Source organism: Arthrobacter sp. SAFR-179, assembly GCF_059414945.1.
Map to the genome: position 1 here is coordinate 150,629 of NZ_JBPFDM010000012.1, position 21,963 is coordinate 172,591.

Annotated in this window: 23 protein-coding genes; 13 read left to right on the plus strand and 10 right to left on the minus strand. The window is 63.5% G+C overall.

Features of this window, described 5'->3' with window-relative positions; all coding sequences use genetic code 11:
- Positions 1-173 precede the first annotated feature (173 nt).
- From ACR65K_RS17435 to ACR65K_RS17450, 4 genes are all read left to right on the plus strand, one after another.
- Positions 174-326 carry a hypothetical protein gene (locus tag ACR65K_RS17435; protein WP_440154266.1) on the plus strand — a complete coding sequence of 51 codons (153 nt, stop codon included), beginning with the start codon at positions 174-176 and terminating at the stop codon, positions 324-326.
- A gap of 343 nt (positions 327-669) precedes the next feature.
- Positions 670-849: a hypothetical protein gene (locus ACR65K_RS17440; protein WP_440154267.1), complete on the plus strand. Its 180-nt coding sequence runs from the start codon at positions 670-672 to the stop codon at positions 847-849.
- A gap of 245 nt (positions 850-1,094) precedes the next feature.
- Positions 1,095-2,003 (plus strand): DNA-processing protein DprA, encoded by a 909-nt coding sequence (gene dprA, locus ACR65K_RS17445; protein WP_440154268.1) that lies wholly within the window; start codon positions 1,095-1,097, stop codon positions 2,001-2,003.
- A gap of 600 nt (positions 2,004-2,603) precedes the next feature.
- Positions 2,604-3,950, plus strand: coding sequence for a ParB/RepB/Spo0J family partition protein (locus tag ACR65K_RS17450; RefSeq protein ID WP_440154269.1), 1,347 nt, complete (start codon positions 2,604-2,606; stop codon positions 3,948-3,950).
- A gap of 328 nt (positions 3,951-4,278) precedes the next feature.
- Here ACR65K_RS17450 and ACR65K_RS17455 read toward each other — a convergent pair whose 3' ends face one another.
- Entirely contained in the window at positions 4,279-4,506 is a 228-nt protein-coding gene (locus tag ACR65K_RS17455; protein WP_223917554.1) for a DUF2188 domain-containing protein, read from the minus strand.
- Between the two features lie 547 nt (positions 4,507-5,053).
- On the opposite strand from ACR65K_RS17455, the gene ACR65K_RS17460 reads away from it, so the two are divergent.
- The 4 genes from ACR65K_RS17460 (at position 5,054) to ACR65K_RS17475 (ending at position 7,033) form a co-directional block, all read left to right on the plus strand.
- Positions 5,054-5,320 (plus strand): glutaredoxin family protein, encoded by a 267-nt coding sequence (locus tag ACR65K_RS17460; protein WP_440154270.1) that lies wholly within the window; start codon positions 5,054-5,056, stop codon positions 5,318-5,320.
- A gap of 5 nt (positions 5,321-5,325) precedes the next feature.
- Positions 5,326-6,240 carry a single-stranded DNA-binding protein gene (locus ACR65K_RS17465; protein WP_440154271.1) on the plus strand — a complete coding sequence of 305 codons (915 nt, stop codon included), beginning with the start codon at positions 5,326-5,328 and terminating at the stop codon, positions 6,238-6,240.
- Between the two features lie 236 nt (positions 6,241-6,476).
- Positions 6,477-6,743, plus strand: coding sequence for a ParB family protein (locus tag ACR65K_RS17470; protein WP_440154272.1), 267 nt, complete (start codon positions 6,477-6,479; stop codon positions 6,741-6,743).
- Positions 6,744-6,745: 2 nt separating this feature from the next.
- Positions 6,746-7,033, plus strand: a complete 288-nt coding sequence (locus tag ACR65K_RS17475) for a helix-turn-helix domain-containing protein (protein WP_440154273.1) — start codon at positions 6,746-6,748, stop codon at positions 7,031-7,033.
- 99 nt (positions 7,034-7,132) lie between these two features.
- Here ACR65K_RS17475 and ACR65K_RS17480 read toward each other — a convergent pair whose 3' ends face one another.
- Both ACR65K_RS17480 and ACR65K_RS17485 read right to left on the minus strand, forming a co-directional pair.
- Entirely contained in the window at positions 7,133-7,441 is a 309-nt protein-coding gene (locus ACR65K_RS17480; RefSeq protein ID WP_440154274.1) for a hypothetical protein, read from the minus strand.
- A 9-nt stretch (positions 7,442-7,450) separates the two neighbouring features.
- The gene (locus tag ACR65K_RS17485) at positions 7,451-7,711 is read right to left on the minus strand and encodes a hypothetical protein (RefSeq protein ID WP_440154275.1); all 261 of its coding nucleotides are present in this window, start codon (positions 7,709-7,711) and stop codon (positions 7,451-7,453) included.
- Between the two features lie 423 nt (positions 7,712-8,134).
- Here ACR65K_RS17485 and mobC point away from each other — a divergent pair, with 423 nt between their 5' ends.
- From mobC to ACR65K_RS17500, 3 genes are read left to right on the plus strand one after another with little or no spacing between them, the layout of a single operon-like run.
- Complete coding sequence (gene mobC / locus ACR65K_RS17490) at positions 8,135-8,527, plus strand: plasmid mobilization relaxosome protein MobC (RefSeq protein ID WP_440154276.1); 393 nt, start codon at positions 8,135-8,137, stop codon at positions 8,525-8,527.
- The gene (locus ACR65K_RS17495) at positions 8,527-10,086 is read left to right on the plus strand and encodes a relaxase/mobilization nuclease domain-containing protein (RefSeq protein WP_440154277.1); all 1,560 of its coding nucleotides are present in this window, start codon (positions 8,527-8,529) and stop codon (positions 10,084-10,086) included. Before mobC ends, ACR65K_RS17495 begins: the two co-directional genes overlap by 1 nt.
- 17 nt (positions 10,087-10,103) lie before the next feature.
- Positions 10,104-10,892 carry a coiled-coil domain-containing protein gene (locus tag ACR65K_RS17500; RefSeq protein ID WP_440154278.1) on the plus strand — a complete coding sequence of 263 codons (789 nt, stop codon included), beginning with the start codon at positions 10,104-10,106 and terminating at the stop codon, positions 10,890-10,892.
- 157 nt (positions 10,893-11,049) lie between these two features.
- On the opposite strand, the gene ACR65K_RS17505 is transcribed toward ACR65K_RS17500, so the two are convergent.
- The gene (locus tag ACR65K_RS17505; protein WP_440154279.1) at positions 11,050-11,733 is read right to left on the minus strand and encodes a helicase associated domain-containing protein; all 684 of its coding nucleotides are present in this window, start codon (positions 11,731-11,733) and stop codon (positions 11,050-11,052) included.
- Positions 11,734-12,137: 404 nt separating this feature from the next.
- Between ACR65K_RS17505 and ACR65K_RS17510 the strand changes: the two genes are divergently transcribed.
- Both ACR65K_RS17510 and ACR65K_RS17515 read left to right on the plus strand, forming a co-directional pair.
- Entirely contained in the window at positions 12,138-12,734 is a 597-nt protein-coding gene (locus ACR65K_RS17510; protein ID WP_440154280.1) for a DNA-binding protein, read from the plus strand.
- A 328-nt stretch (positions 12,735-13,062) separates the two neighbouring features.
- Entirely contained in the window at positions 13,063-14,112 is a 1,050-nt protein-coding gene (locus ACR65K_RS17515) for a PDDEXK nuclease domain-containing protein (protein WP_440154281.1), read from the plus strand.
- A gap of 451 nt (positions 14,113-14,563) precedes the next feature.
- Here ACR65K_RS17515 and ACR65K_RS17520 read toward each other — a convergent pair whose 3' ends face one another.
- The 6 genes from ACR65K_RS17520 to ACR65K_RS17545 all read right to left on the minus strand — a co-directional run bounded on the left by ACR65K_RS17520 (position 14,564) and on the right by ACR65K_RS17545 (position 21,613).
- Positions 14,564-14,893: a histone-like nucleoid-structuring protein Lsr2 gene (locus ACR65K_RS17520; protein ID WP_440154282.1), complete on the minus strand. Its 330-nt coding sequence runs from the start codon at positions 14,891-14,893 to the stop codon at positions 14,564-14,566.
- A 925-nt stretch (positions 14,894-15,818) separates the two neighbouring features.
- The gene (locus ACR65K_RS17525) at positions 15,819-16,790 is read right to left on the minus strand and encodes an ROK family protein (RefSeq protein WP_440154283.1); all 972 of its coding nucleotides are present in this window, start codon (positions 16,788-16,790) and stop codon (positions 15,819-15,821) included.
- Position 16,791: 1 nt separating this feature from the next.
- Entirely contained in the window at positions 16,792-17,628 is an 837-nt protein-coding gene (locus ACR65K_RS17530) for an alpha/beta fold hydrolase (RefSeq protein WP_440154284.1), read from the minus strand.
- Positions 17,628-18,464 carry a sugar phosphate isomerase/epimerase family protein gene (locus ACR65K_RS17535; RefSeq protein ID WP_440154285.1) on the minus strand — a complete coding sequence of 279 codons (837 nt, stop codon included), beginning with the start codon at positions 18,462-18,464 and terminating at the stop codon, positions 17,628-17,630. Before ACR65K_RS17535 ends, ACR65K_RS17530 begins: the two co-directional genes overlap by 1 nt.
- The gene (locus ACR65K_RS17540; protein ID WP_440154286.1) at positions 18,464-19,531 is read right to left on the minus strand and encodes a Gfo/Idh/MocA family protein; all 1,068 of its coding nucleotides are present in this window, start codon (positions 19,529-19,531) and stop codon (positions 18,464-18,466) included. The genes ACR65K_RS17535 and ACR65K_RS17540 overlap by 1 nt, the downstream gene beginning before the upstream one ends.
- A gap of 87 nt (positions 19,532-19,618) precedes the next feature.
- A complete protein-coding gene (locus ACR65K_RS17545) occupies positions 19,619-21,613 on the minus strand; it encodes a glucose PTS transporter subunit IIA (RefSeq protein ID WP_440154287.1) in 1,995 nt (664 codons plus the stop codon).
- Positions 21,614-21,963: the final 350 nt, after the last annotated feature.

Below are 21,963 nucleotides of genomic sequence, written 5' to 3' on the forward strand. Positions count from 1 at the left end.
AAAAGGGGTCCGGCCCTCCTTTCTAATCTTTCCCAGGTGCGCGGCGGCCTCCCCCGCTGGCGCTCCGCCGGCCGCGTAGACGCTGCGCGGGCCGCGCGACTTCCAGCCCGCGCGCAGGAACTGCCGATACTGTGAAAGGACACCGCAGCCCGTACAGCCAAGGAGTCCCGAGCGTGGCCGAACCCTTCCGCATGACCGAGGACGATGCCGTTTCCCCAGACGCGAGTCCCCTTGAAGACATCCTGGAGCTGAGCCTGCTCACCGCAGGCCCAGCCACCGGCCCGGTAGACCGGCCCAGGAAAGACCACCGACACTTCGAGATCTAAACGCAAGCAGCGCTGACGCTGCCCCACAGATTCCCTTGCAGAGGAAACACTAAGAGCCGGCACCATGTGCCGGCTCTTAGTGTTTGCGCAAGGAGTTCACTAAGCCCCTGTCTCGGTGTACTCTCCCGGTTACCGCGCCCCCTACGTCCGCCGCCACTGCCGGCAAAGTCACAGGCTAATGCGCGCCGCGGCCGGCGGGAAGAACTGAGGGCACGCATTCCAATGGAATACGGACCCTGAGCTGGGTAAACATCCTGCTGTTTACGCCTCAAGCATGTCACACACGGAGGCTTTCGCTGGAGATTGGGCCCTACCGTCACCGGCCAACTGGGGGGAACAGCCGGTGACGGGGGCAGTACAAGTTTACCGCCGCAAGGACTGGTTTCCGCTGCGCTCCAACCAGTTGAAGGGCGTCCGCTGGCGCGGCCGGCTGTTGGGTCCAGGGGGCGCCGTCGCAGAGCTCCGGACCCCCTGGACCCTGTGTGTCTACGACGTTTTCTGGTTGCTGTCCTTCGGATTCTAGGCGTCCGCTCCACCCCGTCTAGCCCCTCCTTCGTCGGGGCCCGCGGTGCAGGAATTTCCCTCCGGCGCTCCTTCGTCGCTTATTTCCTCCGGGAATTTCCCGCCCCTTGCCCTGCGGGTAGACAGGGCTCCGTCGGCCGCCGAGCAAGCAAGCTTGCCAGCAACCAAAAAACAACGGGGGGAGAGGGGAGCTGGTCGGTCACCTTGATCGCCCCAACCCACCCACGTCTCTGCAAGGACAAAACCATGAACGATCGCATTGCACGCGCAGCCCTGACCCGCCTGTTTGAACCCAACGACACCGTTGGGCGGACCCTTGTGGGCCGGCTCGGCGCGTACGCCGCACTGCGGCTCGCCACCGGCACCCAACCCGCCCACACCCTCCCGGACGTGACGCCCGAGGAACTGGCGGCCGCGCTCAAGCGCTGGGCGCCCCGCGTGCCGGATCTGGACCCGGAAAAGGACCTTGCCACCATCGAACGCCTGGGCGGCGGTTTCCTGATCCCCGGCGATGAGCACTGGCCCACCGGCCTGGACGACCTCCCTGACGCTCCGCTGGGCCTCTGGTACCGGGGCAACATCGGCAACGGGATCCCCGCCCCGTCCAGCTGCGCGGCACTGGCCGGGTCACGCGACTGCACGAGCTACGGCGCGGCCGTCACCGGGGACATCGCCTACAGCCTGGCCCAGCGCGGAATCTGCGTCATCGGCGGACTCGCGTACGGCATCGACGCCCACGCCCACCGCGCCGCACTGGCCGGAAGCACCGGAGAAGGCCCCGCCACCATCGCCGTCCTCGCCGGGGGACTGGACCGCGACTACCCGTCCGGAAACGCCGACCTCGCGGCCGCGATCCGCGCCAACGGCCTAACGCTCTCCGAGCTGCCCCCAGGATCCGCGCCCACCCGGTACCGCTTCCTCCAAAGAAACCGCATAATTGCGGCGCTGGCCGGAGTGACATGCGTTGTGGAGGCCCGCTGGCGCTCCGGTGCACTGAACACAGCGCACCACGCCGAAACCATTGCCCGGCACGTCGCCGCCGTCCCCGGCAGCGTCCACAGCGCCAACTCCGCAGGATGCCACCGACTCCTGAAAGAAGGAGGCGCGGCCCTGGTCACCGACGCGGCCGAACTGACCGAACTGCTCGCCAGCTAACCCCCCCCGAGGGTGGCCGGTCTTTCGGGGCCGGTCACCGCGGGCGGTCCGCCGTCGTGGTCGGCTTGCGCTGGTGGTCGCCGGCCGCGGACCGCCAATCCCGCAGCCACCAGGTGCCGGGCGGCGGCCGTCGGCGGCAAGCCAGAGCTGGCAGTGTCGTTGGGTTGTCCGTGGGCCGGAGAGCGAAAGGCAGGCTCGCAGGGCTCGCCCTGGTTTCCGCTGCGCTCCAACCAGTTGAAGGGCGTCCGCTGGCGCGGCCGGCTGTTGGGTCCAGGGGGCGCCGTCGCAGAGCTCCGGACCCCCTGGACCCTGTGTGTCTACGACGTTTTCTGGTTGCTGTCCTTCGGATTCTAGGCGTCCGCTCCACCCCGTCTAGCCCCTCCTTCGTCGGGGCCCGCGGTGCAGGAATTTCCCTCCGGCGCTCCTTCGTCGCTTATTTCCTCCGGGAATTTCCCGCCCCTTGCCCTGCGGGTAGACAGGGCTCCGTCGGCCGCCGAGCAAGCAAGCTTGCCAGCAACCAAAAAACAACGGGGGGAGAGGGGAGCTGGTCGGTCACCTTGATCGCCCCAACCCACCCACGTCTCTGCAAGGACAAAAACCATGACTGAAACACCCACGCTCGAAATGCTCGACCCCGCCACCCTCACCGTCGATATGAACGTCCGCAAGGATGCCGCCCTGACCGCCGATTTCATCGCCAGCATCAAGGAACACGGCGTGATGGAACCCGTGATCGCCCACCGCAAGGACGACGGCACCGTGCACGTCCTGATGGGCCAGCGCCGCACCCGCGCCGCCGTCGAAGCCGGACGGCCCCTGATCCCGGTAATGATCATCGACTCACCCGAGGAAGCAGAACGCATCGTCACGCAGGTAGTGGAGAACATCCAGCGCGCCGAACTGACCGAAGCCGACGAGGCCGACGCCTACCACCAGCTGTCCCTGATCGGTGTCTCGGCCGCCGCGATCGCCAAGAAGACCGGACGGACCAAGACCACCGTCGAGTCCGCCCTCAAAGCCAAGTCCACTGACACCGGAGCCGCCGCCCTGGGCAAGGGATACACCATCGAAGAAGCCCTTATTCTCGCTGAGTTTGAGTCAGACGAGGAAGCGACCGCCGAGTTGGAGTCGGTCATCATGGACGAACCCGACATGCTCCTGCACGTCACCCAGCAGCTGCGCGACAAGCGCGACCGCGCCGCCGCGCTGGCCGCGCTCACCGCAGAGCTGGAAGCAGTCGGAACCATCGTTGTTCCCGAATGCGGGTACGGGGAGGACAGCGAAACCCTTCGGGTCACGTCCCTGAAAAGGGCAGACGGGGAACCGGCCACCGCCGAGGACGGAAACGCCGTCTACATTGATACGGACTATCGCGGCGAGCACTCCGCCGTCGCCGTCGTGACCGGGTGGAAAGACCTGGGCTTCACGCTCCGCTACTACAGCGGCTACGGCACATCGTCGGCCCCCAAAGGCCCGATGACCGAGGAGCAGAAGGCCGAACGGAAGACCCTGATCGAGAACAACAAGCTGATGCAGTCCGCGACTGTGGTTAGGCGTGAATGGGTCAAGAACCTGCTGGCGAAGAAGCAGGCCCCGAAGGGCTGGCAGTACTTCACCCTCCATGCGATCACCCACCACTCCGAAACCGCCAGCGGTTACGAGGGAAAGGTGGCCGCTGAAATGGTCGGGGCGAAGGTCGAAGAATCCAACCAGTGGGCGTGGAACCCGCTCAGGGACCACGTCGCCAAAACCACTGCACGCCCGGAGTTCGGACTGATTGCGCTGGTCTGCGCCGGCTATGAAAAGACCATCCAAAAAGACTCGTGGCGCTCACCGAGCCAAACCCACCGGGACTACCTGAATCAGCTGGTCGCATGGGGATACACCGCATCGGAGACGGAGCAGATCATCATCGACAGCGGCGAAAAGACCGAGAAGGCCGGATAGACCACGGCTCCCTGTGCCGGGTGGCGGATCCCGAACCCCGCCCGGCACAGGCCCCAATCACCGAAGGAAGGCCAGGAACCTTCCAGAAGTCGGGCGGTCCGCCGCCCAGGGCGAACCACAGCAACCACTCACCAGCGGCGAACCGCCGTCCTGCGCCGGCAACCAGGACCACAAAGCAGGAGCCGCGCTCCAGCAATGAGGCTGGGAAAGACCACGGCCATCACTTCAGTTAGACTGACCATAGATTTCTTGCAGAGAAACCCGAAAGGAGCCGGCACACGCCGGCTCCTTTCCGGGTTAACCGGGAGTCCCGAAGCTGGGAGCTGATTTAGCCCGGGACGTTCCGGGGATCGTTGCCATAACTGTTCTTGGAGCCGATCTGGCCATCCTGGTTCTTGATCACGTGCTCCACCTTGTCGGCCTGGGCAGCTTCCCGGCCTGCAACTACCGCTTCATCCTTGGTACCGTAGCCAGCGCCGAACGCGCGTCCGGTGCCCTCACGCTTGTTCTTCCAGACACCGTCTTCGTAGTACGTCTCGATATCGCCCTGAGCCACTGCACACTCCCTCTGCCGTCGGTACCCCGACATCTGCTGCGCAAATGCGGATAACGAAAAGCCCCGCAGCACGAAAACGTAAAGCGGGGCCTTCCAGGTCGCGCTCCGCCTGATGGGGGCCAGGCGAAGAACTCCCACCAAACTAATAGCAAGCATGCTTACTTTCAAGTCAGACATGTTCCCCATGGTCCACACCATGCGTTGTCGGCGCACCGCCCGACGTGGGCAATATTTCTTCAGCCGGGACGACACCCACTCAGCCCTGCCCGTCAAGGCCGGTGCGCACGTCGCCGTTGCTGGTTCGAACCTTCTCAGGCACAGGGGGGCTGAGACCTTGGCGAACCTGCGGGGATCACCACAGTCGCCGGCGGCGTGACCAGCCATCCGTCCCCGCGGCTCAGTGCGGAATGTCCGCTCGGATATAGCACAGAAAAGCTCTAGAATATGCGGTAAAACCTCTGTTCATTCAGTTGAATGATTGCTAAAATTGAGGTAGCAAGTCAGCCAGACGAACGAAACTTATTTGATACGAAACCAGGTACTGAAAATGACTGCTTCACCCACCGCTTACACGGTTTACACCAAGCCTGACTGCCCGAACTGCGAGAAGACGAAGGACTACTTCGACTCCAAGGGCATCACCTACTCGACCGTGGACATCACCGAAGTCCCGGCAGCACTGGAGTACATCACCGCCGAACTCGGCTACTCCCAGGCGCCCGTCGTGGTGAACAACGCTGACGACGAGGACCACTGGTCGGGCCTGCGCCGCGACAAGCTCGTCCAGGCGGCCATGAGTCACAAGGCGGCGTGAGGACCGTGACCACCCCGCGTCCGGTCGTCGGGTACAAACTCAGCCCACGGATCCCGTTGGAGGTGGACCTGTTCCGGCAGGTCAACCCCAGCGGCAGGATTCCCACCGACATTGTGGACCCTTACGTTGTGGAGCCCGCCATTGTGAAACCCCTGATTGAGGACCTGTACGACGGCTTCTACGCCGTCCCGGACATGGGAGGGAACGACCGGTACCTGGAGACGATCAGCCGTGCCCCGCTAGGGGAGGGCGGGTTCTGGGACGCACACACCGCGAACCAGTACCAACTCAACGACCTCCCCCACGACGAACCGGGTGGGACCGAACCTCAGAACGAACCCACAACACCCACCGAGAACATCACCAGCACACGAGGAAAAGGAACCATCATGGCCGGCGAAACCACCATCACAGTCATCGGAAACCTGACATCGGACCCGGAGCTGCGCTTCACTCCGAGTGGGTCGGCGGTTGCGAACTTCACCATCGCGTCAACGCCTAGGACGTTCGACCGTCAGTCTAATGAGTGGAAGGACGGGGAGACGCTTTTCCTCCGCGCCAGTGTGTGGCGGGAAGCAGCGGAGAACGTGGCCGAGTCCCTGACCAAGGGCATGCGCGTGATCGTCACGGGCCGGCTGAAGTCCCGTTCCTACGAAACCAAGGAAGGCGAGAAGCGCACTGTGATCGAACTCGAAGTCGACGAAATCGGCCCCTCACTCCGGTATGCGAATGTTCAGCCCGTGGGGTCGCCCGGGACACAGCCAGCCTCGGAACACCCGCCGACGGAGAAGGTGCAGCAGGAAGCCGCTGCCGCAGAAGCAGGCAACGGCGGCTACGCCGATGATGATCCTTGGTTCGGTAAGAACGCCACGGGCGCAAGCTACGCTCAGCCGGGGCGCACAGCAGAACCAACGTTCTAAGTGTGTTCCTGTAGGGGCCAGCGGATACGCTGGCCCCTACAGGCTTCCCCACTTACCGGACCTCGAGCACAAGGAACAGATGACGCACGCAGGAGACCCCGCCACGATCACGGCTGCCGCCAGCGCTCCGGTATCCGCGTCGACGAGGACGGCTCCGTGACCCTCCGCCAGCGGTTCCTTGGAGGGACTGCATCGGTGGCCGAGAGCCCGGCACAACTGGGGCGGGCAACTGTTTGATGGCCAGGGAGAAGAAGATAGCCGCGTTCACTCCGTACTACACGGAGGACCAGGCGGGGCAGGTCCGGGCCGCGTTCAAGGCTGCCGGTCTGGCCGAAGGCGATGCTAGCGTTTCGGACTTAATCGTGCGGGCGACCATGCGTGAGGTAAAGCGTCTGCAGCGCAAGTACAACGGCGGCAAGGCCTGGCCTGCCGTGAAGGCCGGCGAACTTCGCCGGGGTCAGAGAACGATGGATGAACTGCAGCACCGAAACGAGGGAACATAACCGTGGCTAAGCGGACCGAGGAAGTAAGCAAGAGCAACGCGCCGGTGGGCTCCCCGTTTTCCAGGATGCTGACGTTGGATCAGGTCGAGGAAGTCCTGAACCTTGGCAAACCGTTGGTCTACGCGCTGGTTCGCAGTGGCGAGTTGCGGGCGGCGCAGTTTGGTGGCCGCGGGGTTTGGAGAGTCCGCGAAGATGATCTTGCCGCGTACATCGACGCGGCGTTTGCGAAGACGGCGGAGCGTATCGCAGCCGGTCAGATCAGCGAAGGCGATACATCCGCAGAGGACTGACAACGGAACCCAGAAGCGCCGAAGGCTGACACCCGTACAGGGTGCCAGCCTTCGGCGTTTTCGAGGCACGCCATGTCAGCGGGGTGTGGATCGAAGGGACTACTGTTCGCCGGTGGTTGAGGCCGTTTCTTGGTCAGTTTCCTGTTCCTGGCCGGCGGAGCGCTTTGCTGTCCGGCGGCGCTTTACCGCAGATGGTTCGAGGCCGAGCTTCTTGAGTTCGTCGGTGCTCCACCCGTCCCGTGTGGCCTGTACATAGGCGCGCTTGTCGTCGCGTTCGGCGGCGACAAGTTGGTCGCGAAGCTCGGTGATCCGCTGGCGGCTCCGCACGAGGGCGGTGACGGATTCGATGCGGGAGTCCAGCAGCGCGCGGGCTTGGTTTCGTGTCTGTTCAATGTCGAGATTCGCCATGGTCTCAGCCTAACGATTATCCCGGTGCCGGCTCTGCCGGACTCGCCCGTTCCGGCGCGACGTGCCCACGTTCACTGGAGGGTTCTCTGCCAGAAGGCCAGCGTTGCTGGGATCGTTGAACCAGTCCCGCAGGTAGTCGTCGCAGTAGCTGATGGTACGTGCGGTGAACTGGAAGTATTCGGGGCCGAGACCCTGCTGCCGCCACTGCCGAAGCAGCGTCGGGGAGACTCCGTATTGCCTGGCCACTGTGGTCGGTGAGATGAGAGCCAAAACTGTACCTTTCGCTAACCCTATGCCGCGTTCCTTTCGGCACGCTTGCCGAAACTTGACCGGTGAAGGAATTGGCCAGTCGGAGTAGCCGGACCGTGGAATACCGGAGCGAAGCGAGGATATGCCGCGAAAGTCGGCTGCGGAGACTTGCCAAGGAAGGACCGGGCAGTAGCCTCAACCAGCCGAAACGGAACGACGCAGTCGTTTTGAACAGATCAGACGCGCAGCGTCGTCCAGGGCAGTCCCCAAGAACCCACCCGAGGCCTCAAAGCCGGGTGCAGGCGGTTTTCCGGAGCAAGCTAGGCGGTTATGTGCCATAACCCGTGTGTTGATCCACGGCCTGCGGCCTTGGATGCGGCACACTCGTTGGTGTGGCCCGGAGGATCCGGGGCGCTGCGCTGGGCATTGGGGGAGGGGATCTGGATGACTGAAGAGCGGAAGTCGCCGCGCCGGTTCTCCCGCCGCCGGCGCGCGAACATTGACGGTGACACCCAGTACGTGCGGGTGTCGGTGTCGGAGTTCGAGCGCGCTCAGTTGAAGGTGCTGGAGGAACGGACCGGCCGGAGTCCGTCGGAAATTCTGGTCAGTGCTGCCCTGTATGCGGAGAACTCCGAGTCGCTGGCTGAGCGGCGGGCGATGGCCGTGGAATTCATTGCAGCCCGCCGTTACCTTGGTGCCCTGTCGAACAACGTCAACCAGCTCGCCCGGCACGCGAACGCCACGGACGAATTCCCAGAAGCAGCCCGCACGGTGTTGACCCGGGTGCGGGCGGTTGCTGACCGGATCAATACGATGCTGGATTCGATGGTTCGCTGATGATTCCCAACATCACCAAGGGCACCCGCATGCACGGGCTGATCGCGTACCTTGCCGGTCCCGGCCGGGCGAACGAACACGTCGACCCGCACCTTGTTGCGGGGTCACCGTCGATCATGGCCTGGCACAACGATGACGAACTGAACGCCGACGCCGCGCAGGCCATTGCCAAGGAATTGGACCGGGCCCGAAGCGTCCTGGGCGTCGAGATTCCCGGTGGCCATGTCTGGCACTGCTCCCTGTCGCTGCGCGCGGAGGAAGGCGACCTGACCGACCAGAAGTGGGCTGAGATTGCGCAGGACTTCATGGACGAGATGGGGTTCACCGAAGCCAGCGGACGGGCGCCGGCCCAGTGGGTGGCGATCCGTCACGGCCACAGCAAAGCGGGGAACGATCACATCCACATTGCTGCGTCCATGGTCCGCGAGGACGGCACGAAGTGGAGCAGCTGGCGGGACTACCCGCGGGCACAGCAAGCCGCCCGCGAGCTTGAGAAAAGGTACGGCCTGGAAGAACTTTCGCCCACGCATTCCACCCGTGGCCTCCGGCCGGGAGAACGTGAGGCCTCCGAGCGGCGGGGAGCCCCGGAACCGGAACGCCGGTCCCTGGAACGCAAGGTCCGTGCCTGCGCGACTTCAGCCCAGGATGAGGCCGAATTTATTCGACGCCTTCGTGGCACCGGTGCACTGGTCAGGCCGCGGTATGCGTCAGGACGTGACGACGTTGTGGTCGGCTACAGCGTGGCAGAACGTCCTCACAAGTGTGGCAGGCCTGTCTGGTTCGGCGGCGGTCACCTCGCCAAAGACCTTGCCCTGCCCAAACTCCGTGCCGAGTGGCTTGACAGTCCACAAGGTGCCGCCGAGGCGGTCGCAGAATGGCAGGCAGCTGCACGTGGGCGCCGCCCGGTCACGATCGGCCGCGAAGCCCACGAACCCGACCCGCACTTGTGGGAGCAATACAGCGACGAAGTTGCCCGGCTCCGCGAAACGCTGCGCTCCGTCCCGCTGGATGACCACGCGACCTGGGCGCACGTTGCACGCGAGACATCCGGTGCCTTCGCAGCGTGGTCCACGGCAACCGAGGCAACGCCCGGACCACTCGCAGCAGCAGCCGATGAGCTGTCCAAGACAGCACAACTGCGCCGCTATCCAGTCCGTCCTATCCGCAGCGCAGGACCATCTGTCCGCGGAGCCTCGCTCATGCTCATGGCAGCTTCGATGGGCGGCACCGGAACCGCCGCGCAGGCAATCATGCTGCGCCAGTTGCTCAACGTCGCCAAGGCCGTCCACGACATGCACAAGGCCTCAAATGATTTGCGTCGGGCACGGCAGATCAGCCACATGGTGAAGCATCACCTGAGCCAGGTCGCTGCCGCACTACCCAGCGTCCCTGCGACCACGCCCGCAGCGGATAGTGAAGCGGCTGCCGCGGTACGCGCGAGTACAGCCGGCCAGGTTGCCGGTCGGTCCACGGGCTCGGTGCTGCCGCCCAAATACGTGCAGGCACGCACCGCCGCGGGCACCCGAAGCGGGAGTGCCCGCCCAGACATTGACAGATAACACCAAGGAGGGGAACCATGAGCGAATCTGACGGCATTGATGAGGCTATTGAATCCATGTCGCGCGTCGGGCTGACCGTCGCAGGCCGGCTCGGTGAGCAGCTGGCCAGGGCTCGCGAGCAAGAGCTGCGCCGCGCCCAAGCGGCCGAGGAACAACAGGCCCGCGAACTGCAGGCCCGGTTCGACGCGGAGCGGGCAGCGGCCCGCACCCAGCTCGCTCCCGTCATGGACAACCGGTGGTGGGACACCGCCAGCGGCCGCGACGTCGAAAGGGCACACGAGACTGCCACCGCGTGGAAAGACCACGACCCGGCAGCGCGCGACGCGGCCGAGGTAATCCGTGACCAGGTACAGCGCCGCTACGGGCTGGACGTGGACAACCTCGGTGCCGATGATGCCTCGGTGTCGGAGGCTCTGGCTAAAGCTGAACGGGACCGCGAACAGGCAGAACAGGAACGCCGTACCGGCCGTGATGAAAACGCCCAGGCTGTGCAACTGCTGGTCGAGGCGGACCGGGAGGACAGGGACCGCCAGCAGAACGTAGATGAGGACAATCAGCGCCCCGAGGCACTGGCAGAAGAGGCTGGCCTCAAATACGACTCGGCCGAGCGTCGCCAGGAGCTGGCGAGCAGTCTGGAAAGCGTTGCCGACCGCGAGGCCGTACAGGCACGACTCAGCGCCGACCAGGACCAGGCAACGCCGCCCAGCGCCGCGGTCGCAAAGGCGCCAGGAAGGAACCCGAAGGCCCGCAAGACACGCGGAGCCAACGGCCAGACGAAACTCCTTCAAAAGGGCATGAGCCGCTGAAGACACGCGCACATGGGCGATCCTTTGTACAGACCATCGCGGCCCGAGTAGCAGCGCACCGACGGCCCACAAAAAACAGGGGCGCATCATGGGCCGGCACGCGGAGGCCTCCAACCGCTAAAGGAGTGGCGGAGGCGGGTGCCTCTCGGTGTGTCGGTTATGAATCGCGGCGGCGGCCACCGCGGCGCGGTCGGCCCTCGCGCCATCCCGGGATCACTTTATCCAGTTGCGACTTTTTCTCCGGTGCAAGCTTGCCGTGGTTGTAGTTGATGCGCTGGCCGTGCAGCCACACCCCGAGGGTGCGCTCGAGCGGATCATCGGTCTTCTGGTGCCGCGGCAATTCACCACTGGCCTTACGGAACGCTCTTACTTCCTTCAGCCGCCGCTGCCACCGGGCCTCGTCCTGAGCCTTCCGGGGCGAGGCTTGGTCCCAGCCGGGGATGACACCCAGGCCTTCGCGAAGGGCGGGGGAGAGGATTCCCGCTGCTGATTCCCGCCGCCGACGGTACAACCAGCTGGCCAGGGTTTGCTCGGTGGAGGATTTCGCATGGGCTGCAGGAAGGCGCCCTTCCACCCGGAAGAACGAGACCAGATCGTGCATCCGTTGCAAAGCCGTCTCGGACGGGACCTTAAGCGGCACGGCCGCGGCATGCTCGCCGCGAAGACCAGGATCTGCCTTCGCTGCGACCTGTAAGTGATAGCGGACAGTAGTCACGGGAGCACCGCAGACGCCAGCGATCTTCGTCGGCTCAATGCCCCGCCGGTACATCTCCACCCACTCCCAGTACGGAGCAGAGCGCCGCGCATGCGGCACCTCTTCCTTCGCCTGAGCCACGGTCACCCACCCCCCCAATGGTTCTGCCCCTCACGGTAGCCTACGGTCGAACCGGGTACGAGCGGGCGGTCAGCCGACGCGGAAAAGGGATTTGTGCAGACAGTGTCTGCACTGTCTCGCCTCAGTCGTTCTCCCCAGTGGCAGGCCTAGGAACCCCCTGAGGCGCTGTGGGTCGCCGGGGGTACCATACTTCAGCTCCCGCGAACAACAACACCGGGCCGGAAGTTCGGCGGAAGGCGCCCGCGTTTCATCAAGTCACTGCTTGGGACCGGCGGGTGTCTCAGTGCCGCGCCGAGGAGACGTTTAACGAAGGGGTATCGGGGCGGAGATATTGCCGCGCGGTAGGAGTAGTAGTAATTTTGTTACTACTACTCCTATGGCTTACTTATGTTTTTGAAAGGCTTTCCTCCATGGCCCTTAGTGTCAAAGACCGCGTTTTTGCTGCCGCCGAGCAAATCAGCGTCGAACGGCGGCCGACGGTGTCCACGGTTCGTGCAGCCGCAGGCGTGAGCAACGCCGATGCCACCCGCTATTTGAAAGAATGGACCGAGGAGAAGCATGCCGCTGGGGGACAGGTCGCTGCAACGCCTCCGGCCATCCTTGAACAGGCCGCCCGGCTGGCTGGCGCTGTGTGGACGGAAGCGTCCTCCGTGGCCAATGAACGGCACCAAGCTGCCGAAGAGCTTTGGGCCCGAGAGAAGAAGGAGCTGAACGAGGAGGTTGCCGAGCTCGTCGCCGACCTCGACGTCGTCACGGCGGAGAAGGAATCTGTCACGGCAGAGCTGGCGAGTCAGATCGAGGAGCTGAAGCGGCAGCTGGCCGTGAATATCGAACAACTCGAGCAGGCACGTGCAGCCCAACAGGAAGCAACGTCCGTGGCGACAGCAGCAACGACTCGAGCGGCGGCCGCCGAAGCTCGGGCGGAAGCGCTTCAGGAAGCCCACGACAGCTTGTTGGCACGCATCACTCCGCAGCAGCCCTCTACTGGCGAGGAGCCGGAGGTCTGACCCTGAGAGGGACCCTAGCTACACCCCAGCTCGCGTATGCGAACGGGGCGCCGGTTTCCCCCGGGGCTGGCTGAGTCCTTGTGTGTCGTGTGAGTTTGACCAATGGGTAAGGGAGGCACGAAACCTCGTCGTCTGAGCTGGGTGGCGGTGAAGGCGTCGTGAGATGCCCTGCCCCCAGCGGCTGGCGGCCAATAGTCCAGAGTTCTCTGGACTATTGGGGGAGACAAGGGCTCAAGAGGATAGGGGTCCTGATTGGTCCAAAGTTCTTTGGACTATTCCGCACTCGGCCATGCCGGAGCCTGTCGGATCCACCGACTAAGGTGGGGGCGTGCCCCAGATCGAACCTGAACTTCCCACCGGCTACACCGGTATCCTCGTTTCCCTCAAGGAACTCGTCAGCTCGGCGCAGTTACGCGCTCAACAGGCCGCGAGCAATGCCATGGTCCAGATGTATTGGGAGATTGGGTCGACAATCCTGGAACGTCAAGCAGCCCAGCCTTGGGGGACGAAGATTCTGCAGCGACTTGCAGCGGACCTAAAGTCCGCCTTCCCGCACATGCGTGGCTTCTCGCGTTCAAACCTCTTTTACATGCGGGCGTTCGCAGCAGCCTGGAACTTGTCTGACCCGGCGGATCGAGCCCGGGTGGGCGGACTGCCTTGGGGTCACATCATCGCACTTCTCAAACTGAAGGACCCCGAGATCCGCAATTGGTATGCGGACAGAGCCGGCGAATACAACTGGAGGCTGGAAGTCCTTGAGCATCAGATCACGACTGGATTGCATCGCAGAGCAGGAGCCGCGCCGAACAATCTCGAAGAACGTCTCTTCGAAGATGGAGCGGCCCTGGCGCGCAGCGTAGCCAAGGATCCATTGGTCTTCGACTTCCTCGGACTGACTAAGGAAGTCGAAGAGCTGGCCATGGAAGAAGCCATGACCCAGCGGATGTCCCAGACGTTGGCTGAGTTCGGCCGAGGGTTTGCCTTTTATGGCCGTCAGTTCCACCTTGATGTTCAAGGTGAGGACTTCTACATTGACCTTCTCCTGGTACATGTACCGACCAATCGTTTTGTCGTTGTGGAGCTGAAGTCAGGCAAATTCAGGCCAGATCACCTAGGGCAGCTGAATTTCTACGTGGCCGCCGTCAACGATCTGGTGAAGTTCCCGGGGATGGCCCCTACGGTCGGGATCTTGGTGTGCGGCTCCAAGCATGAGCCAACAGTCCGCTACGCATTGGACGGGTCCTCCCAGCCAGTCGCCGTTAGTTCCTACACCTACGACGCTCTTCCTCCGGAGGAACAGGCGGCATTGCCATCACCGGAAGCAATTACTGCAGCACTTGAGCAAGGAACGGTACCGGACGCCGGTGGCGATAACTGAAAACGGAAAAGCCAAAGCTATGAGATGAATCCCCGGACGGGCCGTTCCGTGGCGTCCGCACCATCCTGGAGCGCTTGGGGCATGAGGTGCCCGCACACCTGATCAGTTGTCCTTGCGGATGCATGGCCCAGGTGGGGGGAACCGGAGGATCGGGGGGCACCGCCATCGCCGGCGGCGAACACGACGGTACCTGAGCAGGGAGCAGTGCGGGCCCGAGCTGGAAAGACTGAAAACGCGAGTGCCCGAAGCCGCCATGAAGATTCTTGACCCGGGGCGCACGAGGGTCCGGATCGCTCACCAAAATATCTGAATAAAGCGCCCCTGGTTTGACTTCCGGAGGTGGGACGATGCCTGAATAGAGGTTTACCGCCTTCCTAAGTAAGCGGCAGTATAAAAATCAGGGCCGAAATCAAGGATCAATTCCGGTCCTCATTTTTGTCTATTGCTGATTTTAGTGAGCGGCTTCGTACTTCTCTACTACTTCCGCTTGAATCCGGCCGCGGGTGTTGACCGGTATGCCATTTTCGGCTGCCCACATCCGTACCGCTTTGGCGTCCGGTCCACCTTGGGAGGACTTAGTACGGGGCGCCGGACGGCCTCGTCCGCCGGAGACTTTGCGGCCGGCGCCGGTGAAGCGGGCCAGAGTTTCGCGCAACTCATTGGCGTGTCCCTCGTTGAGATCAATTTCGTATTCACTGCCATCGAGAGCGAAAGATACGGTTTCCTTAGCTTCGGAGCCGTCAATATCATCTTCCAGCAGCACGACTGTCTTTTTTGCCATAAAACAAGACTAACAGCGTGCTGACTATGCGGTGCGCCACCCAAACAGTACCGAGCAAGACGCCCACCGCGATCATGCTTACTTCTGCAACTAAGTGGCAATAAGGAAGGAAATAGGGGCGCCTGTCGTAACGGCACCAGGAAAGCGAACACTAAGGCTATGACAGTTTGATTCAGGAACGGCGTGACGGCTGGAAAACAGGAACCATGGGCTAGCCCCCTTACTACCAGTAGTGGTCGATAATCGGTCGCGATTTGTCCCTGGGTCGTGGCGAGCAATCCAATCGTCCAGACGGTCCCTGGACAATTGCGCAACAGCCTGTTGCACGATGGCGGGAGAGGGGCCGGTTCTCTAGCCGCACTCCGCCAGGACTCTCCATCACACCAACAATTACGGACCGGAATCCTATGTTCGTCCCTACAGCCACGGAAGAGACCGCGGAACGAGGCAGTTGTCAGGTTTGAATCTAAGACTGTCGGGTAGCGGTGTACGACAATAGCTTTCGTGACTCTACTCTGACGCTCTTTTCACGATTGCCCGACGTCAGGTTTGGGTGTACTTCAATTGGACGTCGCAGGCTGCAGTCGCAAGTGCCGTGAGCTATTGGAGGTATCGGAAAGCGCTCCACTTGGGACTGACGACTTTGCAGCCCGCAATATGGCGGGCCCAGAAGGTCGGCCCTGCACTTCGTCCGGATCTGCGAAAGTAGGCTTTGCCTCCGCACGCGATGCATACGAGGTCGGACCGTAGGGTATCGATTTCCTGACGCCCAAGGGAGTTAAACTCGTCGAGTTTCCACTCTCTCTTGTCGGCCAGGCAAAGAACCATTCTCACGACGTCTGTTCCTTCATTTGGTGCATCGTCGGGCGAGGTCAGGTGCCTCCTTGCAGCCTGCTGTACCTGTCCCAACGGCCATTGACGGTTCTTAGAGTGCGGGGTTGCGTGCGCCCGCAGTTGCGCTGGCTTTTCGTGCAGCAATTGCTGCGCCGTGGAGTCCGGCGTCGTCGCTGAGCTCGGCGTGCACTACGCGGGGGATGGGGTAGCCGTCTCTGGCGAGTGAGTCGGCTAAGGCCTTCATGAGCGGAGCCCAGAGGGTGTCGCCTGCGCGGGCAACTCCGCCGCCGATTGCTATCACTTCGGGATCGAGGACTCTCACCAGATTGCCGATGGCTACGCCTACCCGTGTGCCTGCTTCGCGCATCAGGTTGATACATGCCGGGTCCCCTTCCGCGGCGAGCTCTGCGACGAGCCGAGCGGTGATGGGTTGGGTTGCCGCTGCATGTGTGAGGCGGGGGGAGGCAGTCGTGCCCAGCAGTTCTGTGGCGTGGGCGGCGATGGCGGTGCCGGAGGCGTAGTCTTCGAGGGTTCGGGATGCTATTTCCCCGGGTGCCCGGACGATGATTCTGCCGAATTCTCCCGCTGCTCCGTGGTGCCCGGTGATGAGGTGTCCGCCGGCAATGATTCCGCAACCGATCCCGGTGCTGATGGTGACGTAGCAGAAGTCTCTGGTGCCTCGCCCTGCTCCCAGTTGCCATTCGCTGATGGTGGCAGCGTTCGCGTCATTGATGACTTCAATCGGCAGCGAGACACGATCCTGGAGCATTCGGCGCAGCGGAAACGGATCGTAGACGCCGATGTTCGGGGCATCACGAATGGCCCCGGTCACGGGGTCAACGGGGCCAAGCGCGCTGATGCCGACCGCCTGCAGGTGTCCAAAGGTGAGCTTCTGGGCTCGTTCGATATGGCGGACCATTTCGTCAACGACCGCGGCGGCACCTTTGGGCGTCGGGACGCTCCAGCGTTCCAGCTGCGCGGATTCGCTGAAGATGGCAGTACGCAATTGGGTGCCACCCAGATCCATGGCCAGGACTTCCGGGACTTCCTCCGTGATCGTCATTTCATGCTGACTTCCACTCGGTGCCGTCCACGAACCCCGAAATCGTGGCGTCGACCTCGGCCGTGAACGAGGCAGGATCACGGTCCTTACTGGTCACCTCCACCAGTCGGGCGGCAGGAATCGCGTCGGCGTACGCTTTGGCGATGTCCCACGGGTGGAAAGGGTCATCCATGTGTCCGACGATGAGCGTGGGCATTGAGATGCTGGCCCACTGGTCCCGGCTCGATGTGGGAGCGCTGGTGGGAAAGCGGCGCAGGATGGACGCGTTGACCGACGCCTTGGGCCGGGTGACCTGATGGCGGAGGGACTGTGCGGCTGAGGCGGATTCAGATGCAACGCCGCTATAGACCTCACTGGCAATGAGCCGGCTGAGGGCTTCTTCTGTCCCGTACTGCTCAAGAAGATCTGCGATCAGCTCATAGGCGGCGGTGTTGCGTTCTGCCTGCCGGTGTTCAAGCCAGGCCGGACGACAGAGGACCAGCCCGGCCACCCGGTCCGGATACCGGGTCGCCGCATTGAGAGCCGTTCCGGCGCCGAGAGATATCCCACCGGCAATAAACTCCTCGAAGCCGAGCTCGTCCGCCAGAGCCACCACATCGTCGGCGAACGCGTCGAAGGAGCACCGGTCCTCGACGATGTCGCTGCTGTCCCCATGGCCCCGGGCGTCCATGCAGACCAGCGTAGTCCGCTCGATCTGCTTGACGTATCCGAGGGGCTGGTTCCGGTCCCCGCCCATTCCGTGCTGGAAAATGAACGGGAGACGGCCGGGGGAGGGCGCGGCTGGCTGGACGACCTGGTATTCGAGGCTGGCACCGTCGTCCCGAATCAATGCGGGCATTAGACGGTGACCTCCAGCTGCTGCCGCAGGAAGTCCACGCCTGAGCTGACTTCGGACTCGGGCAGGCCGTGCATGATCAGGGCTCCCGTGTACCCTGCACTGGCCAGGCCGTTGAGGATGGACTTCCACGGCAGAGCGCCCTGGCCCGGTGCGAGGGCGCGGCGGCCGGGGACGAGCTCCTTGGCATGTGCCAAGGCGATGTCCGGGCCGAGGGTTTCCAGGGCGGCCTCAATGACCGGGACGGTGGTGGTGTCGGACAGGTCCTCGGTATCCAGGATGTTCGCGGCGTCGAAGACGATCTTCAACGCCGGGGAACCAATTTCGTCCAGCATTTTCCGTGCAAGGTCGGCGGTGGAGACCACGTTGGTGTGTTCCGGCTCGACGGCGACGACGATGCCGGCGTCCTCGGCAAGTGCGGCGAGCCGGGTGAGGGAGTCACGGGAGTCTGCCCAGGCCTCAGGGGTTGCGTTGTCCGGGTGGTGCCGCCACATGTCCTCTGCGTCGCGGCTTCCGCTGCACAGGGTAATCACGGGGATACCGAGTTCGACGGAGACCCGGACGAGCTCGACGAACCGGCTGATGCCGGTGTTGCGCACGGCGGGATTCGGGTGCGCGGCGTTGAAGGTGCCCGAGATGGCGGCCAGCCGCACGTTGTTGGCAGCGGCAGCGGACTTGATCCGTTCGATCGTGTCCGCGTCCACTTTTTCCGGGACGGTGGGGATGCCCGCGATGGAGAGGTTGTACTGGACAGCGGTGATGCCGGCTGCCGCCACGGCGGCCATGTTCTCCTCGATGCCGGCGGCTTCGAAGGTTTTGGCGAAGATTCCGACCTCCATCAGACAGCTCCCTCAGTATCGGCCAGGCGTACCCAGTCGCCGGATTCCACGGAACGGGCAAGGGCGACCATGCCGCGGACGCTGGCGAGGCCGTCCAGGGCGGTGGCACCGCGCGGCGTCGATCCGGTGCGGGCGGCCTGGGCGAGGTCTTCGAGCTGGAGGCGGAACACGTTCGCGTCCGCGCCGATCGGCTGGTGGTACATGTCGTCCTTGGCCGAGAATGCCTGGACCTCGGCTGCCTTGAGGTACCAGGGGTTGTGGATCTTGCCGATGACGCTGCCTTCACTGCCGTAGACCTGGAAGCCCTCCCACCAGTCCATCCGCACGGCCAGGGTGAGGTCAAGCTGTCCGAGGCAGCCGTTCTCGAATTCAACGTCGAGGAACCAGCAGTACGTGTCTGCTTTTGTGGACAGGCGGGCGCGGATGGCGTTGATGGGGCCGCCGAGGTAGCGGGCGGTGTCCAGCAGGTGGCTGCCGTGCCCGAGAACGTAGTAGCGCTGGCGGTTGGCCTTGGGGTCACCGGCGGGGCGGCGGGCTGCGGCGCTGTGCTCGATCAGGGGGCGGATCGTGTTCGTGACCGTGTAGCGGTAGGTCGAGTCGCAGTACCAGTGCTTGAGGCCGATGAGCTCACCGATTTCGTCGCGGATGAAGTCGTGGGCGAAGGCAATGCCCGGGTCATAGCGCTTCTCGTGGCCGACGAGCACTACCTTGCCGCTTGCCTTCTGGGCAGCTACGAGTGCTTCGGACTCTTCGACGGTGGTGCCCATGGGCTTTTCGACGAGTACGTGCTTCCCGGCTTCCAGGGCGCGGATGGCCAGGGGCACGTGGAACTGGTCGGCGACTGCGACGACGACGGCGTCGACGTTCTCGTCGTTGAGCATTTTGTCGTAGTCGTTGAAGGAGGTGGTGGGCTGGTGGATCAGGGTCATGCGGTCGCGCAGGTCATCGGCGGCGTCACAGATTGCGTAGAGCTCGATCTCTTTGGACTTGCGGGCAGCGGGGAAGTGCGCGGCCTGTGCGATGTCGCCGGCGCCGAGGACGCCGACCCGGAAGAGGTTCTCAGTCATGGTTTTCCTGTCTACGGGAGGGTTGGGTGGATGGAGACCAGGGCCGGCGCCGTACTGCTGGGCAATTCGACGCCGGTCTCCTGGTGGTCAGACAGCGACGGGGGCTGTGAGGGTGTAGCGTCCGGCGGTGGTGGTTCCTGCTTCGGCGGGGCCGGTGATGATGGAGAGGCCCTCGACCGCCTTCTTCGTGGTGATCACGACGGGAGTCACGGTGGAGTAGCCGGCTGCTTTGATGACGTTGAGGTCCACGTCGCAGAGCAGGTCCCCTGCTGTCACCTGGTCGCCCTTGGCTACGTGGGTGGTGAAGCCTTCGCCCTTGAGCTTGACGGTGTCCATGCCGATGTGGAGCAGGACGTCCACGCCGTCGTCGGTCCTGATGCCGTAGGCGTGACCGGTGGGGAAGACCGTCACGACTTTGCCGGATACTGGCGCGACGAAGCGGCCGTCCTGGGGATCGACGGCGAAGCCGTCGCCCAGGGTTCCGCCGGCGAAGACGGGGTCAGGGACTTCTGAGAGCGCGATGATGGTGCCGTTTGCCGGTGCCCGGAGTTCCTGCAGCTCGGCATCGGCGGTGTGGCGTCCGGAACGTGCGGTCTCCAGAGCCTGGTCGCCGGTGTCCTTGGACTTGCGGCCGAAGATTCCGGTGTTGGGGCCTTCGTAGCCGAGCGTCGCGATGGTCAGCATGGAGACGATGAATGCGACGCTGATGCCCAGGGCGTAGAGGGGGATGTTGTTGAAGGCGGGGATGGTCAGGAGCGAGGTGAAGAGGAACGCGTTGGTGGTGACTCCGCCACCCAGGCCCATGATGAACGCGCCGGTGATGCTGCCGGCAAGGATCGCGGGGATGGTCCGCTTTGCGAAGCGGAGGTGGACACCATAGAGCGAAGGCTCGGAGATACCGCCGAGCAGCCCTGCGGTGAGGGCGCCGCCGGCGACCTGTTCCATTTGGGCGTTCTTGCGGCGCGCCGCGATCAGGAGCACGCCGGCGGTTACGCCAAAGCAGCCGAAGTTCCATGCACCCATGGGGCCCTGGATGAAGTCATAGCCGAGGGTTGAGATGTTCAGGAACATGATCGGCACCACGGACCATGCCGTGCCGGTGATCACGAGGAACGGGTAGAGGGCACCGACCAGGACGGAGAAGATCAGCGGGGAGAAGTCGTTGACGGTGACGAAGAGGTTCCCGATGCCGCTGCCGGCGTAGACGCCCAACGGGGCAAGGACGATGGCGGTCACGGGGATCATGACGAGCATCGACAGGAACGGCACGAAGATGACCTGGAGGTTGCTGGGGATGACCTTGCGCAGGAAGGCGTACAGCGGTCCGAGCAGCAGTGCCATGAGCAGCGGCGGGAAGACCTGCGAGCTGTAGTTGAAGATCGTCAGGGGCAGGCCGAAGACCTGGACCACAGTGGGGAGCTTGGCGTCGGCCCCTGCCAGCTGGGTGAAGGCCGGGAGCATCATGACGGCCATGATGGAGAAGCCGACCCAGGGGTCTGCACCGACCTTTTTGGTGGCGTTGTAGGCGACCATGAGGGGCAGGAACACGAAGACGGCCTGCCAGGCGAGGTTGACGAAGCTCAGCGAGGAATCCAGTGTGACGCCGGGGGCGTTCCAGGCCGGAATGACCTTCAGGGTGGCCAGCAGGGCCATGATCGTGATGAAGATCGAGGCTCCGAGCATGGCGCCGAGAACGGGGCGGAACGAGTCAGCGAGGAACTCGAAGAACCAGTTGACCCAGGCGAACTTACCTCGTGGTCCGCGGCCCTGGAGTTCGGCCTTGAGTTCGCGCATTGCATCGGGGTCGGTATCGGCGCCGCCCTTGCCGAGCTGGGGGAATTCCCTCGTCATCTCGACGTAGAGGTGGTTGACCGCGCCGCCGACGATCACCTGGTAGCGCTGGGCGTCCTGCCGCACGACGCCCATAACCTCAGGGAGCGCGTCGACGGCTTCGTCATTGACTACTGATGAGTCGCGGAGCTCGAAGCGCAGCCGGGTGGCGCAGTGCGTCAGGTTGGTGATGTTTTCGATGCCGCCCACCTGTTCGATGATGCGCGATCCGACAGATCCTTTAGCAGACATGGTCTTAGCCTCCCTGTCGGGAACCGCGCACCGTTGCGCGGGAGTAAGTGGTTGTGGTGGTCATTATGGTCTCCTTTGATACACAATGTTCGTTCGCCGAATGAATTAATTGAGAACCTATACCGCAGGGGAGTGATGTTGCTTCCCGGAGAGGTTTGTTCGTGAGTCGAATTAATACAACCATAAGACCGTCGCGGCGGCCTTGTCAACGGGTCGCGTTGACTCATTGAAAACCTCCGCGTAGCCGGATTCGTTGCCTCATTTGAAAACCTCCGCTTCGGCGGCGTGGTGTTCGGGTGCGGCGATGGACGCGGGCTATGCCCGTTTTCATGGAGCTAACGATGGCCCAG

Coding starts and splice junctions, on each gene's coding strand:
- mobC (WP_440154276.1), top strand. CDS start 8,135: ATGACTGAAGAGCGGAAGTCGCCGCGCCGGTTCTCCCGCCGCCGGCGC.
- ACR65K_RS17480 (WP_440154274.1), bottom strand. CDS start 7,441: ATGGCGAATCTCGACATTGAACAGACACGAAACCAAGCCCGCGCGCTG.
- ACR65K_RS17450 (WP_440154269.1), top strand. CDS start 2,604: ATGACTGAAACACCCACGCTCGAAATGCTCGACCCCGCCACCCTCACC.
- ACR65K_RS17470 (WP_440154272.1), top strand. CDS start 6,477: ATGGCCAGGGAGAAGAAGATAGCCGCGTTCACTCCGTACTACACGGAG.
- ACR65K_RS17510 (WP_440154280.1), top strand. CDS start 12,138: ATGGCCCTTAGTGTCAAAGACCGCGTTTTTGCTGCCGCCGAGCAAATC.
- ACR65K_RS17460 (WP_440154270.1), top strand. CDS start 5,054: ATGACTGCTTCACCCACCGCTTACACGGTTTACACCAAGCCTGACTGC.
- ACR65K_RS17545 (WP_440154287.1), bottom strand. CDS start 21,613: ATGTCTGCTAAAGGATCTGTCGGATCGCGCATCATCGAACAGGTGGGC.
- ACR65K_RS17530 (WP_440154284.1), bottom strand. CDS start 17,628: ATGCCCGCATTGATTCGGGACGACGGTGCCAGCCTCGAATACCAGGTC.
- ACR65K_RS17525 (WP_440154283.1), bottom strand. CDS start 16,790: ATGACGATCACGGAGGAAGTCCCGGAAGTCCTGGCCATGGATCTGGGT.
- ACR65K_RS17540 (WP_440154286.1), bottom strand. CDS start 19,531: ATGACTGAGAACCTCTTCCGGGTCGGCGTCCTCGGCGCCGGCGACATC.
- ACR65K_RS17495 (WP_440154277.1), top strand. CDS start 8,527: ATGATTCCCAACATCACCAAGGGCACCCGCATGCACGGGCTGATCGCG.
- ACR65K_RS17535 (WP_440154285.1), bottom strand. CDS start 18,464: ATGGAGGTCGGAATCTTCGCCAAAACCTTCGAAGCCGCCGGCATCGAG.
- ACR65K_RS17520 (WP_440154282.1), bottom strand. CDS start 14,893: ATGGCAAAAAAGACAGTCGTGCTGCTGGAAGATGATATTGACGGCTCC.
- ACR65K_RS17500 (WP_440154278.1), top strand. CDS start 10,104: ATGAGCGAATCTGACGGCATTGATGAGGCTATTGAATCCATGTCGCGC.
- dprA (WP_440154268.1), top strand. CDS start 1,095: ATGAACGATCGCATTGCACGCGCAGCCCTGACCCGCCTGTTTGAACCC.